Source organism: Jannaschia seohaensis (assembly GCF_900116765.1).
Taxonomy (GTDB): Bacteria; Pseudomonadota; Alphaproteobacteria; order Rhodobacterales; family Rhodobacteraceae; genus Jannaschia; species Jannaschia seohaensis.
The window spans coordinates 77,276-95,216 of the sequence record NZ_UETC01000014.1; the positions used below are offsets into that span (position 1 = coordinate 77,276).

A 17,941-nucleotide genomic window follows, 5' to 3' on the forward strand; every position below is an offset into this window, starting at 1 on the left:
TGCGGACGGCAGCGCGCCGGCAGCGATGGGAGGGGGGCTCTGCCCCCCGTCGGCCGGGGGCCGACTCCCCCGAGGTATTCGGGCAAGATGAGGATCGGGTCGGGAGGCGGCGTGGGCTCTAGACCCCCAGGCCTTCGGGCGGGTGGTCGAGGAGGCCGCGCAGGCGGGTCAGGGCCGCGCGCCAGCTTTCGGGGGTGACACCGGTATTGACGGCGAAGCGCACCGCATGGGGCGCGTTGGCCTCGCGAGAGGCGTATTCCTCGGCGGCGCGCAGCTTCACGCCGATCTCTTCGGCGGCGCGGCAGAAGGAGGAGGCGCGCCAGCCCCGCGGCAGCTGCAACCACAGGAAGGAGACGTCGTCCCGCGCGGTCAGGGCATGGCCGTCGAGGATCTCCCGCGCATCGGCGATGTAGCGTCCGACGGTCGCGCGCAGCTCGTCCATGAGGCCCGGCAAATCGGGATGGATCAGTAGCCTGGCCGCCAGGTCGGATATCGGAGTGGCGAGGCCGAAGGAGTTGTATTCCGCTGCCCGCCGCAGGCTCAACTGCCGCCCCGGTGGGGCGAGGGCGAAGCCCAGGCGGAGCGCGGGGGTGATCGTCTTGGCGATGGAGGAGACGTGCCAGACCCGCTCCGGCGCGAGGCTGCGCAGGGAAGGCAGGGTAGCCTCGCCCATACGGTAGCAATCGTCCTCCAGGATCTGGATGTCGGCGCTGCGGGCGGCGGCGACCAGCGCCTCCCGGCGGGCGAGCGGCATCTCGGTGCAGGTCGGGTTCTGCACGTCCGGCGAGACGCAGAGGATCTGCGCATCGGCCCCGCGGGCGGCTGCCAGGAGCGCCTCGGGCACCACCCCCTGGTCGTCGATGGCCACGTCGATTACGTCGGCGCGCAATACCTCGGCCATGCGGCGAAAGCCGGGATAGGCCAGCTCCTCCAGCAGGACGGCGGGACGCCGGCCGCGCAAGACCGTTTGCAGCACCAGCGCGATGGCCTGCTGGCCGCCATGGCTCAGGGTGATGTCGTCGGGCGCGACCGGGCCGAGCATGGGATGGGCGAGAAAGGCCGCGGCGGCTTCGCGGGCCGGGCGTTCGCCCGCGAAATGGGGATAGTGCATCAGGCCCGAGGGCGGGTCCTGGGCGATCTCGCCCATCAGGCGGCGGATCAGCGCGCCTTGCCCGACCGAGGGCAGGTGAGGCGAGAGCATGTTGACGGCCCAGTTGTCGCCGCCCGTCCCATGGGCGACGGCGTCCACCTCCAGAGGCGCCTGGAACTCGGCGTAGATCGGGGCAGGGGCGCTCGGCTCCGCGACATAGGTGCCGCGCCCGACTTCGGCGGTCAGCACGCCCGCCTCTGTCAGGCGCGAATAGGCGCGCGCCACCGTGCCGGGGGTCACGCCGATCTTCCAGGCCAGGTCCCGCACGGGCGGAAGCCGCGTGCCGGGCGGCAGGTCGCCGCGATCTATGGCGGCCCGGACCGCGCCCTCCAGCACGATGTATTTCGCGCGGGGGTCCGCGCCGAAATCCACCTCGATGATATTCGAGTCCGTGATTGTACCCATGACAATGTATCGCTGGTCTGGCGTCGCCGGAAATTGTATCTGTGTTTCACGCTCTACAGGTGAAATCGTATCGACACAATACGCAGGAAAGCGCGCCGAAAGGAACAATGTCATGACTGCCCTTGCTTTCACTCATCCCTCCCTGAACGCCCATGCCGCTCCCGCGCGTTCGCCGCTGTCTCGCGGTCTGGCCGCACTCGCGCAGACGGTGGCCATCTGGGAGATGCGGGCCGCCACGCGCCGGGCGCTCAAGGACATGGACCCGAGCCGCTACCCCGATCTCGGCCTCACCACCGCCGAGGTGCTGCGCGAAGTCGAAAAGCCGTTCTGGGTGGCCTGACCTCCGTCTTTTTTCTCTCCCCCTTCCCCCACTGGGGCCGGTTCGCCACGGGCGGCCGGCCCTTTTTTCGTTCGCGCAAGGGGAGGCACCCGAAACCCATGGCGTCGCGCGTGGCGGTTTCCGTCAGACTGGGGCTCTGCCCCAGACCCCGGGATATTTGGGCAGGGAAGAAGGGGGCGGCGTTTCCCTGGAGGGATGCGGAGGGATCGCTTGCGGCTCTAGGCCGGAGGGATGGAATAGGTCAGGGTCGCGCGGGCCACGATGGCGTCGGACCCATCGGAGCGGATCAGGCAATCCCCTACCGCCAGCCTGCGTCCCAGCTTGAGCAGGCGAACGTCGCAGATCAGATCGGTGCTCGCGGCGGGCTTGCGCAAGAAGTCGATGGAGCAGTTCGTCGTCACGGCCAGGGCGACGGGGCCGATTCGCGATAGAATCGCCAAGTAGACCCCCACATCGGCCAGGGCGAACATCGACGGACCCGAAACAGTGCCGCCCGGGCGGAGATGCCGGTCGGCCACGTTCAGGCGGACGGTCAGCCCGTCCATGTCGGCCCGCTCGACCGTGAACTCGTCCTTCACCTGCAAGAAACTCTGGTGGAGGAAGGCCTCCAGCGCCGCGGTGTCCATCTTCAGCATTGCAAACCCCTTCCCGCGTCCGCACGGTGAGGGGGGAGGCCCTTCATGACAGACGACATTCTCCTACGCTCCGACGCCGATGGGATCGCCACGCTGACGATGAACGATCCCGGCACGCTGAACGCACTGTCCGACGAGATGCTGGCGGCGCTGTCGCGTCAACTGTCGGATATCGCCGCATCGCGGTTACGTGCCGTCATCCTGCGCGCCGAGGGCAAGGCGTTCAGCGCCGGGCACCATCTGGGCCAGATGCAGCGAATGCGCCAGGCCGAGGATGGCGGCCGCGCCGCCTTCGCCGACCTGTTCGACCGCTGCACCGCCGTGATGGCGCAGATCCGCGACTTGCCGCAGCCGGTGATCGCCCAGGTTCACGCAATGGCTACGGCGGCGGGGTGCCAGTTGGTGGCGACTTGCGACTTGGCGATTGCCTCGCGGGAGGCGCGGTTCGGGGTGAACGGGGTGGATGTCGGGCTGTTCTGCTCGACGCCGATGGTGGCGCTGTCGCGCAACGTCTCCCGGAAGCGGGCCTTCGAGATGCTCAGCACCGGCCGGTTTCTGACCGCCGAGGAGGCTGAGCAGGCGGGGCTGATCAATCGCGCCGTCCCCCCCGACCGGCTGGCCGAGGAGACGCGCGCCTTGGCGGAACGGGTCGCGTCTAAGCTGCCGGCGGCGGTGCGCATCGGCAAGGGCGCGTTCTACGCGCAGCTCGACCGGCCGCTCGATGCCGCCTATGAATTGACCCGCGACGCCATCGTCGAGAACCTGATGGACACAGGGACCGACGAAGGCATGCAAGCCTTCCTGGAAAAGCGCCCGCCCCGCTGGACATGACCCGCCCGACCCCGCATTGAGGCCGTCGAAAGGGGGCCTTAATGCGCATTCTGATCACCAATGACGATGGCATCGGTGCACCTGGGCTCGAAGTGCTGGCCGAGGTCGCAGAAGCGGTCGCGGGGGAAGGCGGCGAGGTCTGGACCGTGGCCCCCGCTTTCGAGCAGTCGGGCGTGGGGCATTGTATCAACTACGTGAAGCCGACGATGATCTCCAAGCTGGGCCCGCGGCGCTTCGCGCTCGAGGGTAGCCCGGCGGATTGCGTGATGGCGGGGATCGGTCATCTGGTCGAGGGGCCGGTCGACCTGATCCTGTCGGGGGTCAACCGGGGCAACAACGCGGGCGAGAACACTGTCTATTCCGGCACGATCGGCGCGGCGATGGAGGGGGCGCTGCAAGGCGTCCCGGCCATCGCGCTGTCGCAATTCTACGGCCCGCGCAATGTCGACCTGGACGATCCGTTCGAGGCGGCGCGCGCGCATGGGGCGGCCTTGGTGCAAAAGCTGCTGCGGGGCGCGCCCTGGGGCGGCGACGCTTATAAGCTGTTCTACAACGTCAATTTCCCGCCGGTCCCGGCCAGAGATGTCAGAGGCTTCGCCGCCGTGGCGCAGGGCTATCGCGGCGATGGGCGGATGGGGGTCCACCCGCAGACTTCGCCCTCGGGGCGCAAGTATCTCTGGATCGGCGGCTCGGCCCAGGGGGAGGCCACCGCGCCCGGCACGGACGTCAAGGCCAATGTCGAGGGCTGGGTCTCGGTCACGCCGATGCGCTGCGACCTGACCGACCGCGACGCGCTGAACGCCTTGCGGGCCGCGCTGCCCGATTACGACGGCTGAGGTCCCGTGTGACGCCGGAGGACAAGATGCGCATCCTCTTCGCCCTGCGTCAGCGGGGCGTGACGGATACGCGCGTCCTGACGGCTTTCGAGCGGACGGACCGCGCCGAATTCGTCTCGGAGGCCTTCGCCGACCGCGCCTATGAGGACGTGCCGCTGCCGATCGCCAGCGGCCAGACCACCAGCCAGCCTTCGGTCGTGGGGCTGATGACCCAGGCGCTCGACGTGCGCCCGCGCGACAAGGTGCTGGAGGTGGGAACGGGCACCGGCTTCCAGGCCGCGATCCTCTCGCGGCTGGCCCGCCGGGTCTATTCGCTGGAGCGGCAGCGGGCGCTGTCGCGGCTTGCCCGCGAGATTCACGCGCGGCTCGACCTCGCCAACATCACCGTCATCACCGGCGATGGCAGCCTGGGCCTGCCGGAACAGGCGCCTTTCGACCGTATCCTCGTGACCGCAGCCGCCGAGGATCCGCCGGGCCCCCTGTTGGCACAATTGCGCGAGGGCGGTAGGATGGTGGTGCCGGTCGGAGTGTCCGACCATATGCAGCAGCTCGTCATCGTCACGCGGACGGCGGCGGGCTACGATTATGACGATCTGAAAATGCCGGTGCGCTTCGTGCCACTGGTGGAAGGGGTGGAGCCGGGCTGAAGACCGGGCGCGCCCGAGGGCAGGACGGAGGGACAGGCATGTCCATCAACGGCACGACCCGCGTGGCGGGTCTGATGCTCGCCACCGCGCTGGTTGCGGGCTGCAATGGCGGGCCCGGCGGGTTCGACTTCGACTTTCGCGACCGCGCGCCCGGGGGGCTCGACACCTCGGATGCGGCGCGCGCGGCCATCGCCGACCGCCCTGCGCCCGATGGCAGCGGACTGATCACCTATCCGACCTATCAGGTCGCCGTCGCGCGCCGGGGCGATACCGTCGCCACCGTGGCCGAGCGGGTCGGCATCGGCGCGGCCGAGCTGGCGGAGTTCAACGGCCTCCAGGTCGATTCGCGGCTCAACCGCGACGCCGTGCTGGCGATGCCGCGCCGGGTCACGCCCGGCCAGGCGCCGCGCCCCGACATCACCCAGATCGCCGGGGCCGCCATCGACCGGGCCTCGAACGGACAGGCCACCCCGGCCGTCGTCGTCCAGACCGGGCAGGAGCCGGTGCGCCACCAGGTCGCGCGCGGCGAGACCGCCTTCTCCATCGCGCGCCTCTACGGGGTCAGCCCGTCCTCGCTGGCCGAGTGGAACGGGCTGGGCAGCGATTTCGCCATTCGCGAGGGCCAGTTCCTGCTGATCCCGCTGGTCGTGGGTGAGGGGACCGAGCCCGGGCTCTCCGCCCCCGGCGGGGGCAGCGTCACGCCCGTCCCGCCATCGGCCAGCTCTGCCCTGCCCGAGACGGTGGAAGAGGCGACCCTGCCGGAGAGTCCCGATTTCGACCAGTTCCGCACCGAGGCCAGCGCCGATCCCGAGCCGGAAGCGGTGCCGGTGGCGGTCTCCACCTCTGACGAGGGCGATGCGCCCGGCCGCCTGCGCCGCCCGGTCCAGGGGGAGGTGCTGCGTCCCTTCTCGGCGCGCAACGAGGGCGTCGACTTCCGCGCGGCGGAAGGCACGGCGGTGACCGCCGCCGCCGCCGGCACCGTCGCGGCGATCACGCGCGACACCGATCAGGTGCCGATCCTCGTGCTGCGCCACGAGGGAGGGCTGCTGACGGTCTATGCCAACATCAAGGACATCGAGGTCGAAAAGGGCGACAGCATCCGCGCCGGCCAGCGTCTCGCGTCGGTGGGTGGCGGCGATCCGGCCTTCCTGCATTTCGAGGTGCGGCGCGGCTTCGACGCGGTGGACCCCGAGCCGCTCCTGCGCTGACCCCCGCTCGCGCGCGCGCCCGATGCAACTTTTCGCAGGGGGCGCTTTCAACTCCCCCTGCCAAGGCATAAGTAGGGGGCCAGGGAAATGGACCAGGGCCCCGTGCGGCCGCTGTCAGGGAGCATTCAGATGCTGAACAACATCGGCCTTCCGGGCCTTCTTCTTATTGCGGTCGTCGTCCTCGTGCTGTTCGGTCGCGGCAAGATCTCTTCGTTGATGGGCGAGGTCGGCAAGGGCATCACCGCCTTCAAGAAAGGCGTGAGCGACGGTGCCAAGGACGACGACGAGGCGCTGGCGGACGGCACCGCCGCCCGCGACGTCACGCCTGAGGCGAAAGAAAAAGACAAGGTCTGAACCGACCCGAGGGCTGACCCATGTTCGACATCGGATTTTCCGAGATGCTCGTCGTGGGCGTCGTCGCCCTCATCGTGGTCGGTCCCAAGGACCTGCCGCGGATGTTCCGCACCTTGGGCGAGTTCACGGGCCGTGCCCGGCGCATGGCCCGCGAGTTCCAATCCGCCATGAACCAAGCGGCGGATGAAAGCGGCGTCGGGGATATCGCGAAAGATCTGAAGAAGGTCTCGAACCCGAAAAAGTTCGGGATCGAAAAGATCCGCGAGGCGACCGACGATCTGACCGCCTGGACCCCGGACGAACATACCGGACCGAACACCAAGGCGCTGGCCGAAAAGCGCGCCGCCTCCAAGGCGGCCGCCAAGGAAAAGATCGCGGCCAACGCCGCCCGCATGGCCGAAGAGCGCGCTGCGCGGGAAGCGGCGGATGTCGCCGAGGCTTCGGAGGAGCCGGAGCTGGTTCCCGATCCGGCCGCCCCCAAGCCCGAGGCCAAATAGGCATGAGCACGCAGGACGAGATCGACGACAGCTCCGCGCCGCTGATCGAGCATCTGGCGGAGTTGCGCACGCGGCTGATCCGATCGGTCGCGGCCTTCCTGGTCGGTATGGTGGTCTGTTTCGCCTTCGCCGAGGCGATCCTCGACTTCCTGCTCGGCCCCATCGAGGAGACTCTGCGCCAGCTTGGCGCCGAGAATCCTCAGATGCAGTATACCGCGCCGCAGGAATACTTTTTCACCTTGATCCGGGTGTCGGTCGTCGCCGGGTTGATCGTCTCCTTCCCCGTCATCGCGCACCAGCTCTGGCGCTTCGTGGCGCCCGGTCTCTACCGCCAGGAGAAGAAGGCCTTCCTGCCCTTCCTGCTGGCCTCGCCGCTGCTGTTCACCCTTGGCGCCGCCTTCGCGCATTTCATCGTCGTGCCGCTGGCGATGCAGTTCTTCCTGGGCTTCGCCGATGTGCGTGAGGTGATCGCGGGCGCGATCCCCACCGACGTGCCCGAGGGCGTCGTCATCACCGGCCTGCCGCCGGTGCCCGAGGGGCTGGTCCCCGAGGACGGCATCACCATCAGCTTCATCGGCAAGGTCAACGAATCGCTCGATATCACGCTCAAGATGATCGTGGCCTTCGGGCTCTGTTTCCAGCTGCCGGTCCTGCTGGCGCTGATGGGCACCGCGGGGCTGGTCTCGGCCGAGGGGCTGGGGACGGTGCGCAAATACGCGGTGGTGGGCATCCTGCTGCTCGCCGCGCTGGTGACGCCGCCGGACGTGATCACGCAGGTGATCCTCTTCACCGTGGTTTATGGGCTTTACGAAATTTCCATCTTCATCGTCCGCGTCATCGAAAAGAAGCGGACGGAGCGGCTGCGGGCCGAAGGTGTGCTCGACGAGGACGAGGAACTGTGAGCCTGGATATGCAGAGCGATGCCCTGGCGCGCATCGCGGAGGCGCTTGAACGGCTGGCGCCTGCGCCCTTCGCGGCTCCTGCTTGGGATAGCTCGGCCTATCTCTGGGACACCGAGCCGGACCGCTTGATCCCGGTCCCTAAGGTCAACCGCATCCCGCTCGATCTGCTGGTTGGCATCGACCGCGCCCGCGACACGCTCCACGCCAATACCCGGCGCTTCGCCGAGGGGCTGCCCGCGAACAACGCGCTGCTCTGGGGCGCGCGGGGGATGGGGAAGTCGAGCCTGGTGAAGGCGGTACATGGCGACCTGGAGACGAGCGGCCTCAAGCTAGTCGAGTTGCAGCGCGAGGATATCCAGACCGTCGGCCGCCTGCTGGCGATCCTGCGGGAGGCGCCGCACCGCTTCGTCCTTTATTGCGACGATCTGAGTTTCAGCCATGACGACGCGGCCTATAAGTCGCTCAAGGCCGTGCTCGATGGCGGGATCGAGGGGCGGCCCGACAACGTCATTTTCTACGCGACCTCGAACCGCCGCCACCTGATGCCCCGCGACATGATCGAGAACGAGCGGGGCTCGGCCATCAATCCGGCCGAGGCGGTGGAGGAGAAGGTTTCCCTCTCCGACCGCTTCGGGCTCTGGCTTGGCTTCCACGCCTGCGACCAGGACAGTTACCTAGCCATGATTCGGGGCTATTGCGATGCGTTCGGCCTCGCGATCGACGACGCCACGCTGCGCGCCGAGGCGATCGAGTGGCAGGCCACGCGCGGCTCCCGCTCCGGCCGGGTGGCCTGGCAATTCTTCACGGATCTCGCCGGACGGCACGGCCTGAAAGTCTGAGGCGGCCCAGACGCACGGATCGGTCTTTTCCTCCGGCGCGCCTCGTCCTATCGTCCGCTCCCATGACGGCCCGTCAACAGGGCCGCGAACAGGGAGAAGACTATGAAGAAGCTGCTGCTGGCCTCTGCCGCTACGCTTGCGACCACCGCCGCCTTCGCCGACGGGCACAGCCCGGTGAAGATGGGCATCATCCTGGGCTTCACCGGCCCGCTGGAATCGCTGGCCCCGACCATGGCCGCCGGTGCCGAGCTCGCTATCTCCGAGGTCAATGCGGCCGGCACGCTGCTCGACGGCGTCCAGATCGAGCCGGTCCGCGGCGACTCCACCTGCATCGACGCCGCCGCCGCGACGGCCGCCGCCGAGCGTCTCGTCACCTCCGAAGGGGTTGCAGCGATCATGGGCGCCGACTGCTCGGGCGTCACCGGCTCCATCCTGCAGAACGTCGCGCTGCCCAACGGCATCGTCATGATCTCGCCCTCGGCCACCTCGCCGGGCCTCTCGACCGCCGAGGATAACGGCCTGTTCTTCCGCACCGCGCCGTCGGACGCGCGCCAGGGTGTCATCGTGACCGAGATCCTGCAGGAGAACGGGGTCAACGAGATCGCGATGACCTACACCAACAACGACTACGGCAAGGGGCTCGCCGACGCGATCCAGGCGAATTTCGAGGCTGCGGGCGGCACGGTCACGATCAACGCCGCCCATGAGGACGGCAAGGCGGACTACTCCGCCGAGATCGGCGCACTGTCGGCTGCCGGTGGCGAAGTGCTGGTCGTCGCGGGCTATGTCGACCAGGGCGGCTCCGGCATCGTGCGCTCGGCGCTCGATTCGGGGGCGTTCGACACGTTCTACTTCCCGGACGGGATGGTCTCCCAGGCGCTGGAAGACAATTTCGGCTCCGAGATCGACGGCTCCTACGGCGCCAACCCCGGCACCGATTCGCCCGGCGCCCAGCTCTTCCAGGAGATGGCGACCGCAGAGGGTTTCGACGGCACCCAGCCCTTCTCGGCCGAATCCTACGACGCGGCCGCGCTGATCATGCTGGCGATGGAAGCCGCTGGCTCCACCGACTCGGCCGACTTCAAGGACCATGTCATGCATGTCGCCAACGCCCCGGGCGAACAGATCCTGCCCGGCGAACTGGCGAAGGCTATCCAGATCATCAAGGATGGCGGTGATATCGACTATGTCGGGGCCTCCGCGGTCGAACTGATCGGCCCCGGTGAGTCGGCGGGCAACTACCGCCAGATCACCTTCACCGACGGCACGCTCGAGGTGGTGGGCTACCGCTGAGCGGTTCCGGCACGAGTTGGCGGCCCCGGGAGACCGGGGCCGTCACATTTTTGGGTGGATGCCATGATCGAAGTCACTGACCTCCATAAGCATTTCGGCGGGTTTCATGCGGTGGACGGAGCCACGCTCAAGATCGAGGAGCGCTCGATCACCGGGCTGATCGGGCCGAATGGCGCGGGCAAGACGACGCTGTTCAACGTGATCGCGGGGGTGCTGCCGCCGACGCGGGGGCGCGTCACGATGGCGGGCGAGGACATCACGGGGCTGCCGCCGCACGAGCTGTTCCACAAGGGCCTGCTGCGCACCTTCCAGATCGCGCATGAGTTCAGCTCGATGACCTGCCGCGAGAACCTGATGATGGTGCCGGGCGGGCAGTCGGGCGAGCGGCTCTGGAATACTTGGTTCGGCCGAAAACGCATCGCCGACGAGGAACGCGCGCTGAGGGCCAAGGCCGATGAGGTGCTTGAATTCCTCACCGTCTCGCACTTGGCCGAGCAGCGCGCGGGCGAGATCTCGGGCGGGCAGAAGAAGCTCCTAGAGCTTGGGCGCACCATGATGGTCGACGCCAAGATCGTGTTCCTGGACGAGGTGGGCGCGGGCGTGAACCGGACGCTGCTCAACACCATCGGCGACGCGATCATGCGGCTCAACAAGGAGCGCAACTACACCTTCGTCGTCATCGAGCACGACATGGATTTCATCGGCAAGATCAGCGACCACGTCATCTGCATGGCCGAGGGCAAGGTGCTGGCAGAGGGCTCCCTGGCGGAGATCAAGGCCAACGAGCAAGTGATCGAGGCCTATCTCGGCACCGGGCTCAAGAACGCGGAGGCGACGGCATGAGTTCGCCATATGAGGGCCGCGCCAACAAGGATGCCAGCATCGTCAAGCAGGGGACGCGCTCGACGCTGACCCCGGGCACGGCGACCGGCGAGCGGACGCATACCGCCGACGCCTTCCTGATCGGCGACAGCATGACCGGGGGCTATGGCAGCGGGGCCGACATCCTCCACGACTGCACCATCGCCGTGGAGAAGGGCGAGATCGCGGTCATCGTCGGCCCGAACGGCGCGGGCAAGTCGACCGGCATGAAGGCCGTCTTCGGGATGCTCAACCTGCGCAAGGGCGCGGTCAGACTCGACGGCGAGGACATCACCGCGCTCACGCCGCAGGACCGGGTGGCGAAGGGCATGGCCTTCGTGCCGCAGACCTCCAACATCTTCACCTCGATGACCGTCGAGGAGAACCTGGAGATGGGCGCCTTCCTGCGCCGCGACGACATCTCGGGGACCATGGCGCAGGTCTATGACCTGTTCCCGATCCTCAAGGACAAGCGGCGGCAGCCCGCCGGGGAGCTGTCGGGCGGCCAGCGCCAGCAGGTCGCCGTGGGCCGCGCGCTGATGACACAGCCGACGGTGCTGATGCTGGACGAGCCGACGGCGGGCGTCTCGCCCATCGTCATGGACGAACTCTTCGACCGCATCATCGAGGTCGCGCGGACGGGCATCTCGATCCTGATGGTCGAGCAGAACGCCCGCCAGGCGCTGGCCATCGCCGACAAGGGTTACGTGCTGGTCCAGGGCCGCAACGCGCATACCGGCACGGGCAAGGAGCTGCTGGCGGACCCGGAGGTCCGGCGCAGCTTCCTGGGGGGATGAGAATGCAGAGACTGCATCCGGCGGCTGTGCCTGCCACGGCAAATGAATCGGAGGACCGGACCTGATGGAACCTCTCAACGCCTTCGTCACCTTTGCCAATTTCGTCCTGATCCCGGCCACCGCCTATGGCTCGCAGCTGGCCATAGGGGCGCTCGGGGTCACGCTGATCTACGGCATCCTGCGCTTTTCGAACTTCGCCCATGGCGACACGATGGCCTTCGGCACGATGGCTGTGATCCTCTGCACCTGGGGGCTGCAATCCGTCGGGATCAGCTTCGGTCCGCTGCCCACCGCGCTGCTGGCCCTGCCGGTGGGGATTGCGGTGACGGCGCTGCTGCTGATCGTGACCGACAAGACCGTGTACCGCTTCTATCGCGCGAAAAAGGCGCCGCCCGTGACCTTCGTGATCGCCTCGCTCGGCGTGATGTTCGTCATGAACGGCCTCGTGCGCTTCATCATCGGCGTGGATGACCAGCGCTTTGCCGACGGGGAGCGGTTCGTCATCTCCGTCCGCACCTTCCGCGAGATGACGGGCCTCGACGAGGGGCTGGCGATCCGCACCTCCCAGGCGATCACGGTGGTGGTCGCGGTAATCGTGGTCGCGGCGCTGTTCTGGTTCCTCAACAAGACGCGCACCGGCAAGTCGATGCGGGCGTTCAGCGACAACGAGGACCTCGCGCTGCTGTCCGGCATCAACCCCGAGCGGGTTGTCTTCATCACCTGGCTGATCGTGGCGGGGCTCGCGACGGTGGCGGGCACGCTCTACGGGCTGGACAAGTCGTTCAAGCCCTTCACCTATTTCCAGCTGCTGCTTCCGATCTTTGCGGCGGCGATCGTCGGCGGCCTCGGCAACCCGCTGGGGGCTATCGCGGGGGGCTTCCTGATCGCCTTCGCGGAGGTCACGATCACCTATCCGCTCAAGAAGGTGCTGGGCTATCTCCTGCCCGAGTCGCTTGAGCCGGACGGGCTCGTGCAGCTGCTCTCCACCGACTACAAATTCGCGGTCAGCTTCTGCATCCTGCTGATCGTGCTCCTGTTCCGGCCCACCGGACTGTTCGCGGGGAAATCGGTATGATCGGAGACCTCAAGACGCGCGACCTGCTGCTCTTCGCCTTCGTGGCGCTGCTTTTCGTGGGCACGGGGATTGTCCAGTCCTGGAACGTGTCGCTGACGATCCTGAACATGGGTCTGATCTCGGCGATCATGGCGCTCGGCGTGAACATGCAGTGGGGCTATGCCGGGCTGTTCAATGTCGGGATCATGGGCTTCGTGGCGCTGGGAGGCCTGGGGGCGGTCCTGGTCTCGATGCCGCCCACGGGGCAGGCCTGGGCCGATGGCGGCCTGCGGGTGCTGCTGGGGCTGGTGTTGGGCGCGGCGACGGTGGTGGCGGCGGTGCTGGCCTGGTCCCGGGTGACCCGTTTCCGCGGACCCGTGGTGGTCGCGATCCTGGTAATCGGCTTCTTCATCTTCCGCGCGGTCTTCGACGGCGGCGTGGCGGCGGTGGAGGCCGTCGACCCGGCTTCGACCGGCTATCTGGGCGGGCTTGGCCTGCCGATCATCCTGTCCTGGCCGGTGGGCGGGTTGCTGGCGGCCGGGGCCGCTTGGCTGATCGGGAAGACGGCCCTGGGCCTCCGGTCCGATTACCTGGCCATCGCGACGCTGGGCATCGCCGAGATCGTCATCGCGATCCTCAAGCATGAGGATTGGATGGCGCGCGGGGTCAAGAACGTGATCGGCCTGCCGCGCCCGGTTCCCTACGAGATCGACCTCCAGAATTCCGAGGCCTTCGTGGCGCGGATGACGGCCTGGGGCTTCGATCCCGTGACGGCCTCGGGGATCACGGTCAAGCTGGGCTACACGGGGCTGTTCGTGGTCGTGCTGGCGATCCTTCTGTGGCTGGCGCAGGCGGCGCTCGCCTCGCCCTGGGGCCGCATGATGCGCGCGATCCGCGACAACGAGGTCGCGGCCGAAGCGATGGGCAAGGACGTGACGCGCCGCCATTTGCAGGTCTTCGTTCTGGGCTCGGCCGTGGTCGGGATCGCGGGCGCGATGATGACTACGCTGGACGGTCAGCTGACGCCGGGCACCTACCAGCCGCTGCGCTTCACCTTCCTTGTCTGGGTGATGGTGATCGTGGGCGGGTCGGGCAACAATTGGGGCGCGGTGCTGGGCGGTTTCCTGGTCTGGTGGCTCTGGGTGCAGGTCGAGCCGATCGGCGCGGCGCTGATGCAGGGGATCACGGCGGGCATGCCGGACGGCATGTGGCTCAAGGCCCATCTGTTGGAGGCCGCGGCGCATATGCGGCTGCTAACGATGGGGCTGATCCTGCTGCTGGTGCTGCGCTTCTCTCCGCGCGGCCTGATCCCGGAGCGGTGAGGGGCGGGCCTCAGCCCGCCTCGCAGCTATAGACGCCGCGATAGCCGACGGTCAGCCCTTCATCGAGCGCGAAGACGAGCTCGGCGTCGGCGCGCCAATCCGCCTCCTCGACCGGCATGGGCGCGGGGTCCAGATTGGAGTCCGAGACGCGCGACAGGGCGTCCTCGGCGGTGCCGATCTCCGGCGGCGGATCGCGGTAGATTTCGGTGACCGTCTCCGCCGCGGCGAGGTCGGCCACCAGATAGCGCATCTCGGCGATCTCGCGCCGCTGAGCCAGAATGATCTCCCGGGCGAGCTTGGCGACGCGCGGATCTTCGATCCCGGCCCGCTCCGAGGTCATGATCGCGATGGAATGGTGCGGGATCATCGCGCGCATATAGCTTTCGCCGCTCACGGTGACCTGGCTGCGCACCAGCCAGAGCGACAGGGCGAAGACCAGGGCCGACCCCACGAAGATCGCCATGTTGAGCGCCGTGTTGGCATACATTCCCAGCATGTAGGCCAGCATCACGATCGCCATCGTGGCGCCCATCGGGAGGGCCATGTAGCTGCGCGTCTCCGAGAAGAACACGTGCTCCCAGGCGTAGGTATTGAGATACATTAGGACGGACATCACCACTTTGGAGGTGAGGATCATCAGTCCGAAGCGGATATAGGACATGGGATATGCCTCCGTTTCTCGGCCGGAGGCCGGCGGCGCCGGGGCGTTTTCGTCATGCCCCTGCCTTGTCCAGGCGCGCTGTTCCGTCCGGGGCATCAGCCGGTCCGGAGTGCCCGATGCACTGGCTGCCCGAAGTGCGGGAGCCTTATGAAATCAACGGTTTCTATAGTCTGAGGTTCCGTGGCCCGGCGGGCGGGGCCTAGGAATGCTCCTCCGCCGCCGTCGCCGCCAAGGCGCGGTTATAGACCCGCAAGGCGTCGATATGGAGCAGGACGCCGACGATCTCGGGCGTCTCCGACTTCTCCGACAAACGCACCACTGCCAGGAACTCCCGCCCCGATTTCTCGAAGAGCGGCATCGCCGTCTCCAGCGTGTCGGAGGGCGCGACGAAGAGCGCCTCGTTGATCGCGGCGCGGACCCGCTCCTCGGCGGGGGCGCGGGGGTGGTCGGGCGATTTCATCACCGAGGAGACCCGGAACATCGCCAGCAGATAGGCCTGCGGACCGGCGGCCAGATGGATGCCGCGGCGCTCCAGCTGGGTGAGGAAGAAGGACCGGTCGACCAGACGCGAACTGAGCGCCGTCGACATGCTGACCGCCACCAGAACGGCGAGCCCGGTCTGCCAGTCCCCGGTCAGCTCGAACACGATCAACGTGGTCGAGATCGGCGCGCCCAGCACGGCCGCCGCCACCGCGCCCATCCCCGCTAGCGCGTAAAGCGTCTCGGCGCCCGAAACCTCGGGCAGGAGCCCCGTCGCCACGATGCCGAAGGCCAGCCCCGTGAGCGCCCCGACCATCAGCGCGGGCGAGAAGATCCCGCCGCCCATCCGCCCGCCCATCGTGATCGACACCGCCGCGACCTTGAGCACCGCGAAGACCATGGCCTCGTGCAAGAGCAATTCCCCGGAGAGCGCGGCCGATGTGGTCTCATAGCCGACGCCGATGATGTGCGGAAACCAGATCGCCATCGCCCCGAGCAGCAGGCCCGAGACGGCGGGCCGCAGCATCGGCGGCAGGCCGGAGCGCGCCTGGAGGCGGGTTGCCACGTCCTCGACGAAGAAAACAGAGCGCATCAGCACCACCGCGACGAGGCCGCAGAGCAGCCCAAGCAGCAGGAAGGCGGGCAGCTCCACATAGAAAGCAAGCGTGTTGACGCCGGGCAGGGTGAATTCGGTCACGTCGCCGAAATGCGTGCGGCTGATGACCGAGCCGGAGACGGCGGCGATGGTGATCGGCGCGAAGGCGTGGACGGCGAAGTGCCGCAGTACCACCTCCAAGGCGAAGAGCGCGCCGGCGATCGGCGCGTTGAAGCTGGCCGCGACCCCTGCCGCCACGGCGCAGCCCAAGAGGTCGCGCCCGGTGATCCCGTCCGCGTTGATCCGGTTCGACACCCAGCCCGCGATCAGCCCGGTGATATGCACCACCGGCCCCTCCCGCCCGCTGGAGCCGCCCGAGGACAGCGTGATGAGCGACGATACCGCCGAGGCGACCCCGGCCCGGCGCTCCACCCGCCCTTCGTTCATGGCCGCGCCCTGGATGACCTCGGCCACGCCGCGCACCCGCCCGTCCGGCGTGAAGCGCGTCAGGATGAAGCCCACCACCAGTCCCCCGAGCGCGGGCAGTGTCAGCACCCAGAACCAGGGCAGCGTCGCCGCGAAGCTGTGGATCATGCGGATGTCGTCGGTCCCGTAGAGAAACGCCTGAAGCCAGCGGATCGCCGTCATGAAGGCCACAGCGGCATAGCCCGAGGCGACCCCTACGGCGAGCGCGATGAACCAGAACTGGATCTGGGACGGGCCCCGGGTCAGCACCACCTCCCAGCCTCGGCGGAGCCGGGCGAAGATATGGGTCAGCGGAAGAGGGTCGCGCACGGCTTGTCCTTTGCGCGCCCCGCATCCACTCTCGACCCCGGGGAGGACGACGACATGATCCCGGATGATGCGATAGGCGCCTTGGGCGCGATGCTAGGGGAACGCCTGAGCACGGGAAAGAGCGATCTGGCGCTGCATGGCCGCTCCGAGACCTGGCATGCGGAGATGCCGCCGGATGCCGTGTGTTATCCGCGCGATACCGAGGAAGTGTCCCGCATCGTGGCGCTCTGCGCACGCTATGGCGTGCCGGTGATCGGTTGGGGCACGGGCACGGCGTTGGAGGGGCACGCCTCGGCCCCGCGCGGCGGGCTGACGGTCGATTTCCGCGAGATGGCCGCGGTCCTGGAAGTGCGGGCCGAGGACATGCTGGTGCGGGTGCAGCCGGGCTGCACGCGCGGCGCGCTGAACACGGAACTGCGGGCGACGGGGCTGATGTTCCCGGTCGACCCCGGGGCGGACGCGTCGCTGGGCGGGATGGCGATGACGCGGGCCTCGGGCACGACGGCGGTGCGCTATGGCACGATGCGCGACCAGGTCCGCGCGCTCGAAGTGGTGCTGCCGGACGGGCGGGTGATCCGGACCGGGACGCTCGCCGCGAAATCGAGTGCCGGGTACGACCTCACCGGGCTTTTCGTCGGATCGGAGGGGACGCTGGGCCTCGTCACCGAGTTGACCCTCAAGCTGCATGGGCAGCCGGAGGCGGTCTCCGCCGCGGTCTGCGCCTTCCCCTCGACCGAGGCGGCGATCGAGACGGTGATTCTGGCGACGCAGATGGGGCTCCGGCCCGCGCGGATCGAATTCGTGGACGCGGCGACGGCGGCGATCCTCAACGCTCATGACGGTGGCCGGTTCGAAGAGGCCCCGCATCTGCTGCTGGAGTTCCACGGCTCGGATGCCGCCGTGGCCGAAGAGGCGGAGCGGTTCGGCGATCTCGCGGCGGAGGCGGGGGCCGGGGGCTATCGCTGGGCGACCCAGGCGGAAGAGCGCACGGCGCTTTGGACGATGCGCCACCGTGCCTACCACACGATCCTGGCTTCCCGTCCCGGCTCGACCGCCGTGGTGACCGATGTCTGCGTGCCGATCAGCCGGATGGGGGACGCGATCGAGCGGGCCCGCGCGGAGATCGCCGCCAGTCCCATCCCGGGGCCGATCCTGGGCCATGTCGGCGACGGCAATTACCACGCCATCCTGCTGGTCGATCGGGGCGACCCGGCGGAACTGGCCGCGGCCAAACGGCTGTCGGACGGGATGGTGGCCCACGCGCTGGAGCTTGGGGGCACGGCCACGGGCGAGCATGGCGTGGGCCTGGGCAAGCTGCATTTCATGGAGCGCGAACATGGCGCCGCCTGGGACGTGATGGGCGCGATCAAGCGCGCCATCGACCCGGAGGGCATCATGAATCCCGGCAAGCTCGTGCGTCAGAACTGACGGGAGGGGCG

Annotated in this window: 19 protein-coding genes; 15 read left to right on the top strand and 4 right to left on the bottom strand. The window is 68.2% G+C overall.

The features are described from left to right. Positions 1–118: 118 nt before the first annotated feature. Complete coding sequence (locus DTQ71_RS19615) at positions 119–1,555, bottom strand: aminotransferase-like domain-containing protein (RefSeq protein WP_170125513.1); 1,437 nt, start codon at positions 1,553–1,555, stop codon at positions 119–121. A gap of 112 nt (positions 1,556–1,667) precedes the next feature. Between DTQ71_RS19615 and DTQ71_RS19620 the strand changes: the two genes are divergently transcribed. After that, positions 1,668–1,895: a DUF1127 domain-containing protein gene (locus tag DTQ71_RS19620; protein WP_109565996.1), complete on the top strand. Its 228-nt coding sequence runs from the start codon at positions 1,668–1,670 to the stop codon at positions 1,893–1,895. Positions 1,896–2,113: 218 nt separating this feature from the next. On the opposite strand, the gene DTQ71_RS19625 is transcribed toward DTQ71_RS19620, so the two are convergent. Then, positions 2,114–2,530, bottom strand: a complete 417-nt coding sequence (locus tag DTQ71_RS19625; RefSeq protein ID WP_109565997.1) for a PaaI family thioesterase — start codon at positions 2,528–2,530, stop codon at positions 2,114–2,116. 45 nt (positions 2,531–2,575) lie between these two features. Between DTQ71_RS19625 and DTQ71_RS19630 the strand changes: the two genes are divergently transcribed. The 13 genes from DTQ71_RS19630 (at position 2,576) to DTQ71_RS19690 (ending at position 13,971) form a co-directional block, all read left to right on the top strand. After that, on the top strand, positions 2,576–3,361 hold the full coding sequence (locus DTQ71_RS19630) for an enoyl-CoA hydratase (protein ID WP_109565998.1): 786 nt from the start codon (positions 2,576–2,578) through the stop codon (positions 3,359–3,361). Positions 3,362–3,402: 41 nt separating this feature from the next. Further along, entirely contained in the window at positions 3,403–4,197 is a 795-nt protein-coding gene (gene surE, locus DTQ71_RS19635) for a 5'/3'-nucleotidase SurE (RefSeq protein ID WP_109565999.1), read from the top strand. A gap of 26 nt (positions 4,198–4,223) precedes the next feature. After that, a complete protein-coding gene (locus DTQ71_RS19640; RefSeq protein ID WP_109566000.1) occupies positions 4,224–4,844 on the top strand; it encodes a protein-L-isoaspartate(D-aspartate) O-methyltransferase in 621 nt (206 codons plus the stop codon). A 38-nt stretch (positions 4,845–4,882) separates the two neighbouring features. Then, on the top strand, positions 4,883–6,052 hold the full coding sequence (locus DTQ71_RS19645; protein WP_109566001.1) for a M23 family metallopeptidase: 1,170 nt from the start codon (positions 4,883–4,885) through the stop codon (positions 6,050–6,052). A 129-nt stretch (positions 6,053–6,181) separates the two neighbouring features. After that, positions 6,182–6,406: a twin-arginine translocase TatA/TatE family subunit gene (locus tag DTQ71_RS19650; RefSeq protein WP_109566002.1), complete on the top strand. Its 225-nt coding sequence runs from the start codon at positions 6,182–6,184 to the stop codon at positions 6,404–6,406. Positions 6,407–6,426: 20 nt separating this feature from the next. Then, positions 6,427–6,903, top strand: coding sequence for a Sec-independent protein translocase protein TatB (tatB, locus tag DTQ71_RS19655; protein WP_109566003.1), 477 nt, complete (start codon positions 6,427–6,429; stop codon positions 6,901–6,903). A gap of 2 nt (positions 6,904–6,905) precedes the next feature. Next, entirely contained in the window at positions 6,906–7,805 is a 900-nt protein-coding gene (tatC, locus tag DTQ71_RS19660; protein WP_109566004.1) for a twin-arginine translocase subunit TatC, read from the top strand. 8 nt (positions 7,806–7,813) lie between these two features. After that, entirely contained in the window at positions 7,814–8,644 is an 831-nt protein-coding gene (locus tag DTQ71_RS19665; RefSeq protein WP_109566035.1) for an ATP-binding protein, read from the top strand. A gap of 102 nt (positions 8,645–8,746) precedes the next feature. Continuing rightward, positions 8,747–9,937 (top strand): ABC transporter substrate-binding protein, encoded by a 1,191-nt coding sequence (locus tag DTQ71_RS19670; RefSeq protein ID WP_109566005.1) that lies wholly within the window; start codon positions 8,747–8,749, stop codon positions 9,935–9,937. 63 nt (positions 9,938–10,000) lie between these two features. Beyond that, a complete protein-coding gene (locus DTQ71_RS19675; RefSeq protein ID WP_109566006.1) occupies positions 10,001–10,780 on the top strand; it encodes an ABC transporter ATP-binding protein in 780 nt (259 codons plus the stop codon). Further along, positions 10,777–11,595 (top strand): ABC transporter ATP-binding protein, encoded by an 819-nt coding sequence (locus tag DTQ71_RS19680; protein WP_109566007.1) that lies wholly within the window; start codon positions 10,777–10,779, stop codon positions 11,593–11,595. Before DTQ71_RS19675 ends, DTQ71_RS19680 begins: the two co-directional genes overlap by 4 nt. A gap of 64 nt (positions 11,596–11,659) precedes the next feature. Further along, positions 11,660–12,670: a branched-chain amino acid ABC transporter permease gene (locus tag DTQ71_RS19685; RefSeq protein WP_109566008.1), complete on the top strand. Its 1,011-nt coding sequence runs from the start codon at positions 11,660–11,662 to the stop codon at positions 12,668–12,670. Continuing rightward, entirely contained in the window at positions 12,667–13,971 is a 1,305-nt protein-coding gene (locus tag DTQ71_RS19690) for a branched-chain amino acid ABC transporter permease (protein WP_109566009.1), read from the top strand. The genes DTQ71_RS19685 and DTQ71_RS19690 overlap by 4 nt, the downstream gene beginning before the upstream one ends. A gap of 10 nt (positions 13,972–13,981) precedes the next feature. Here DTQ71_RS19690 and DTQ71_RS19695 read toward each other — a convergent pair whose 3' ends face one another. Beyond that, positions 13,982–14,632 carry a DUF305 domain-containing protein gene (locus DTQ71_RS19695; RefSeq protein ID WP_109566010.1) on the bottom strand — a complete coding sequence of 217 codons (651 nt, stop codon included), beginning with the start codon at positions 14,630–14,632 and terminating at the stop codon, positions 13,982–13,984. Positions 14,633–14,831: 199 nt separating this feature from the next. After that, complete coding sequence (locus DTQ71_RS19700) at positions 14,832–16,502, bottom strand: chloride channel protein (RefSeq protein ID WP_245947667.1); 1,671 nt, start codon at positions 16,500–16,502, stop codon at positions 14,832–14,834. A gap of 54 nt (positions 16,503–16,556) precedes the next feature. Between DTQ71_RS19700 and DTQ71_RS19705 the strand changes: the two genes are divergently transcribed. Further along, entirely contained in the window at positions 16,557–17,930 is a 1,374-nt protein-coding gene (locus tag DTQ71_RS19705) for an FAD-binding oxidoreductase (RefSeq protein WP_109566011.1), read from the top strand. The last annotated feature ends 11 nt before the right edge of the window (positions 17,931–17,941 follow it).

Excerpts from the sequence above, each read along its gene's own strand:
- DTQ71_RS19615 (WP_170125513.1), bottom strand. The coding sequence starts at position 1,555 with ATGGGTACAATCACGGACTCGAATATCATCGAGGTGGATTTCGGCGCG.
- DTQ71_RS19620 (WP_109565996.1), top strand. The coding sequence starts at position 1,668 with ATGACTGCCCTTGCTTTCACTCATCCCTCCCTGAACGCCCATGCCGCT.
- DTQ71_RS19625 (WP_109565997.1), bottom strand. The coding sequence starts at position 2,530 with ATGCTGAAGATGGACACCGCGGCGCTGGAGGCCTTCCTCCACCAGAGT.
- DTQ71_RS19630 (WP_109565998.1), top strand. The coding sequence starts at position 2,576 with ATGACAGACGACATTCTCCTACGCTCCGACGCCGATGGGATCGCCACG.
- surE (WP_109565999.1), top strand. The coding sequence starts at position 3,403 with ATGCGCATTCTGATCACCAATGACGATGGCATCGGTGCACCTGGGCTC.
- DTQ71_RS19640 (WP_109566000.1), top strand. The coding sequence starts at position 4,224 with ATGCGCATCCTCTTCGCCCTGCGTCAGCGGGGCGTGACGGATACGCGC.
- DTQ71_RS19645 (WP_109566001.1), top strand. The coding sequence starts at position 4,883 with ATGTCCATCAACGGCACGACCCGCGTGGCGGGTCTGATGCTCGCCACC.
- DTQ71_RS19650 (WP_109566002.1), top strand. The coding sequence starts at position 6,182 with ATGCTGAACAACATCGGCCTTCCGGGCCTTCTTCTTATTGCGGTCGTC.
- tatB (WP_109566003.1), top strand. The coding sequence starts at position 6,427 with ATGTTCGACATCGGATTTTCCGAGATGCTCGTCGTGGGCGTCGTCGCC.
- tatC (WP_109566004.1), top strand. The coding sequence starts at position 6,906 with ATGAGCACGCAGGACGAGATCGACGACAGCTCCGCGCCGCTGATCGAG.
- DTQ71_RS19665 (WP_109566035.1), top strand. The coding sequence starts at position 7,814 with ATGCAGAGCGATGCCCTGGCGCGCATCGCGGAGGCGCTTGAACGGCTG.
- DTQ71_RS19670 (WP_109566005.1), top strand. The coding sequence starts at position 8,747 with ATGAAGAAGCTGCTGCTGGCCTCTGCCGCTACGCTTGCGACCACCGCC.
- DTQ71_RS19675 (WP_109566006.1), top strand. The coding sequence starts at position 10,001 with ATGATCGAAGTCACTGACCTCCATAAGCATTTCGGCGGGTTTCATGCG.
- DTQ71_RS19680 (WP_109566007.1), top strand. The coding sequence starts at position 10,777 with ATGAGTTCGCCATATGAGGGCCGCGCCAACAAGGATGCCAGCATCGTC.
- DTQ71_RS19685 (WP_109566008.1), top strand. The coding sequence starts at position 11,660 with ATGGAACCTCTCAACGCCTTCGTCACCTTTGCCAATTTCGTCCTGATC.
- DTQ71_RS19690 (WP_109566009.1), top strand. The coding sequence starts at position 12,667 with ATGATCGGAGACCTCAAGACGCGCGACCTGCTGCTCTTCGCCTTCGTG.
- DTQ71_RS19695 (WP_109566010.1), bottom strand. The coding sequence starts at position 14,632 with ATGTCCTATATCCGCTTCGGACTGATGATCCTCACCTCCAAAGTGGTG.
- DTQ71_RS19705 (WP_109566011.1), top strand. The coding sequence starts at position 16,557 with ATGATCCCGGATGATGCGATAGGCGCCTTGGGCGCGATGCTAGGGGAA.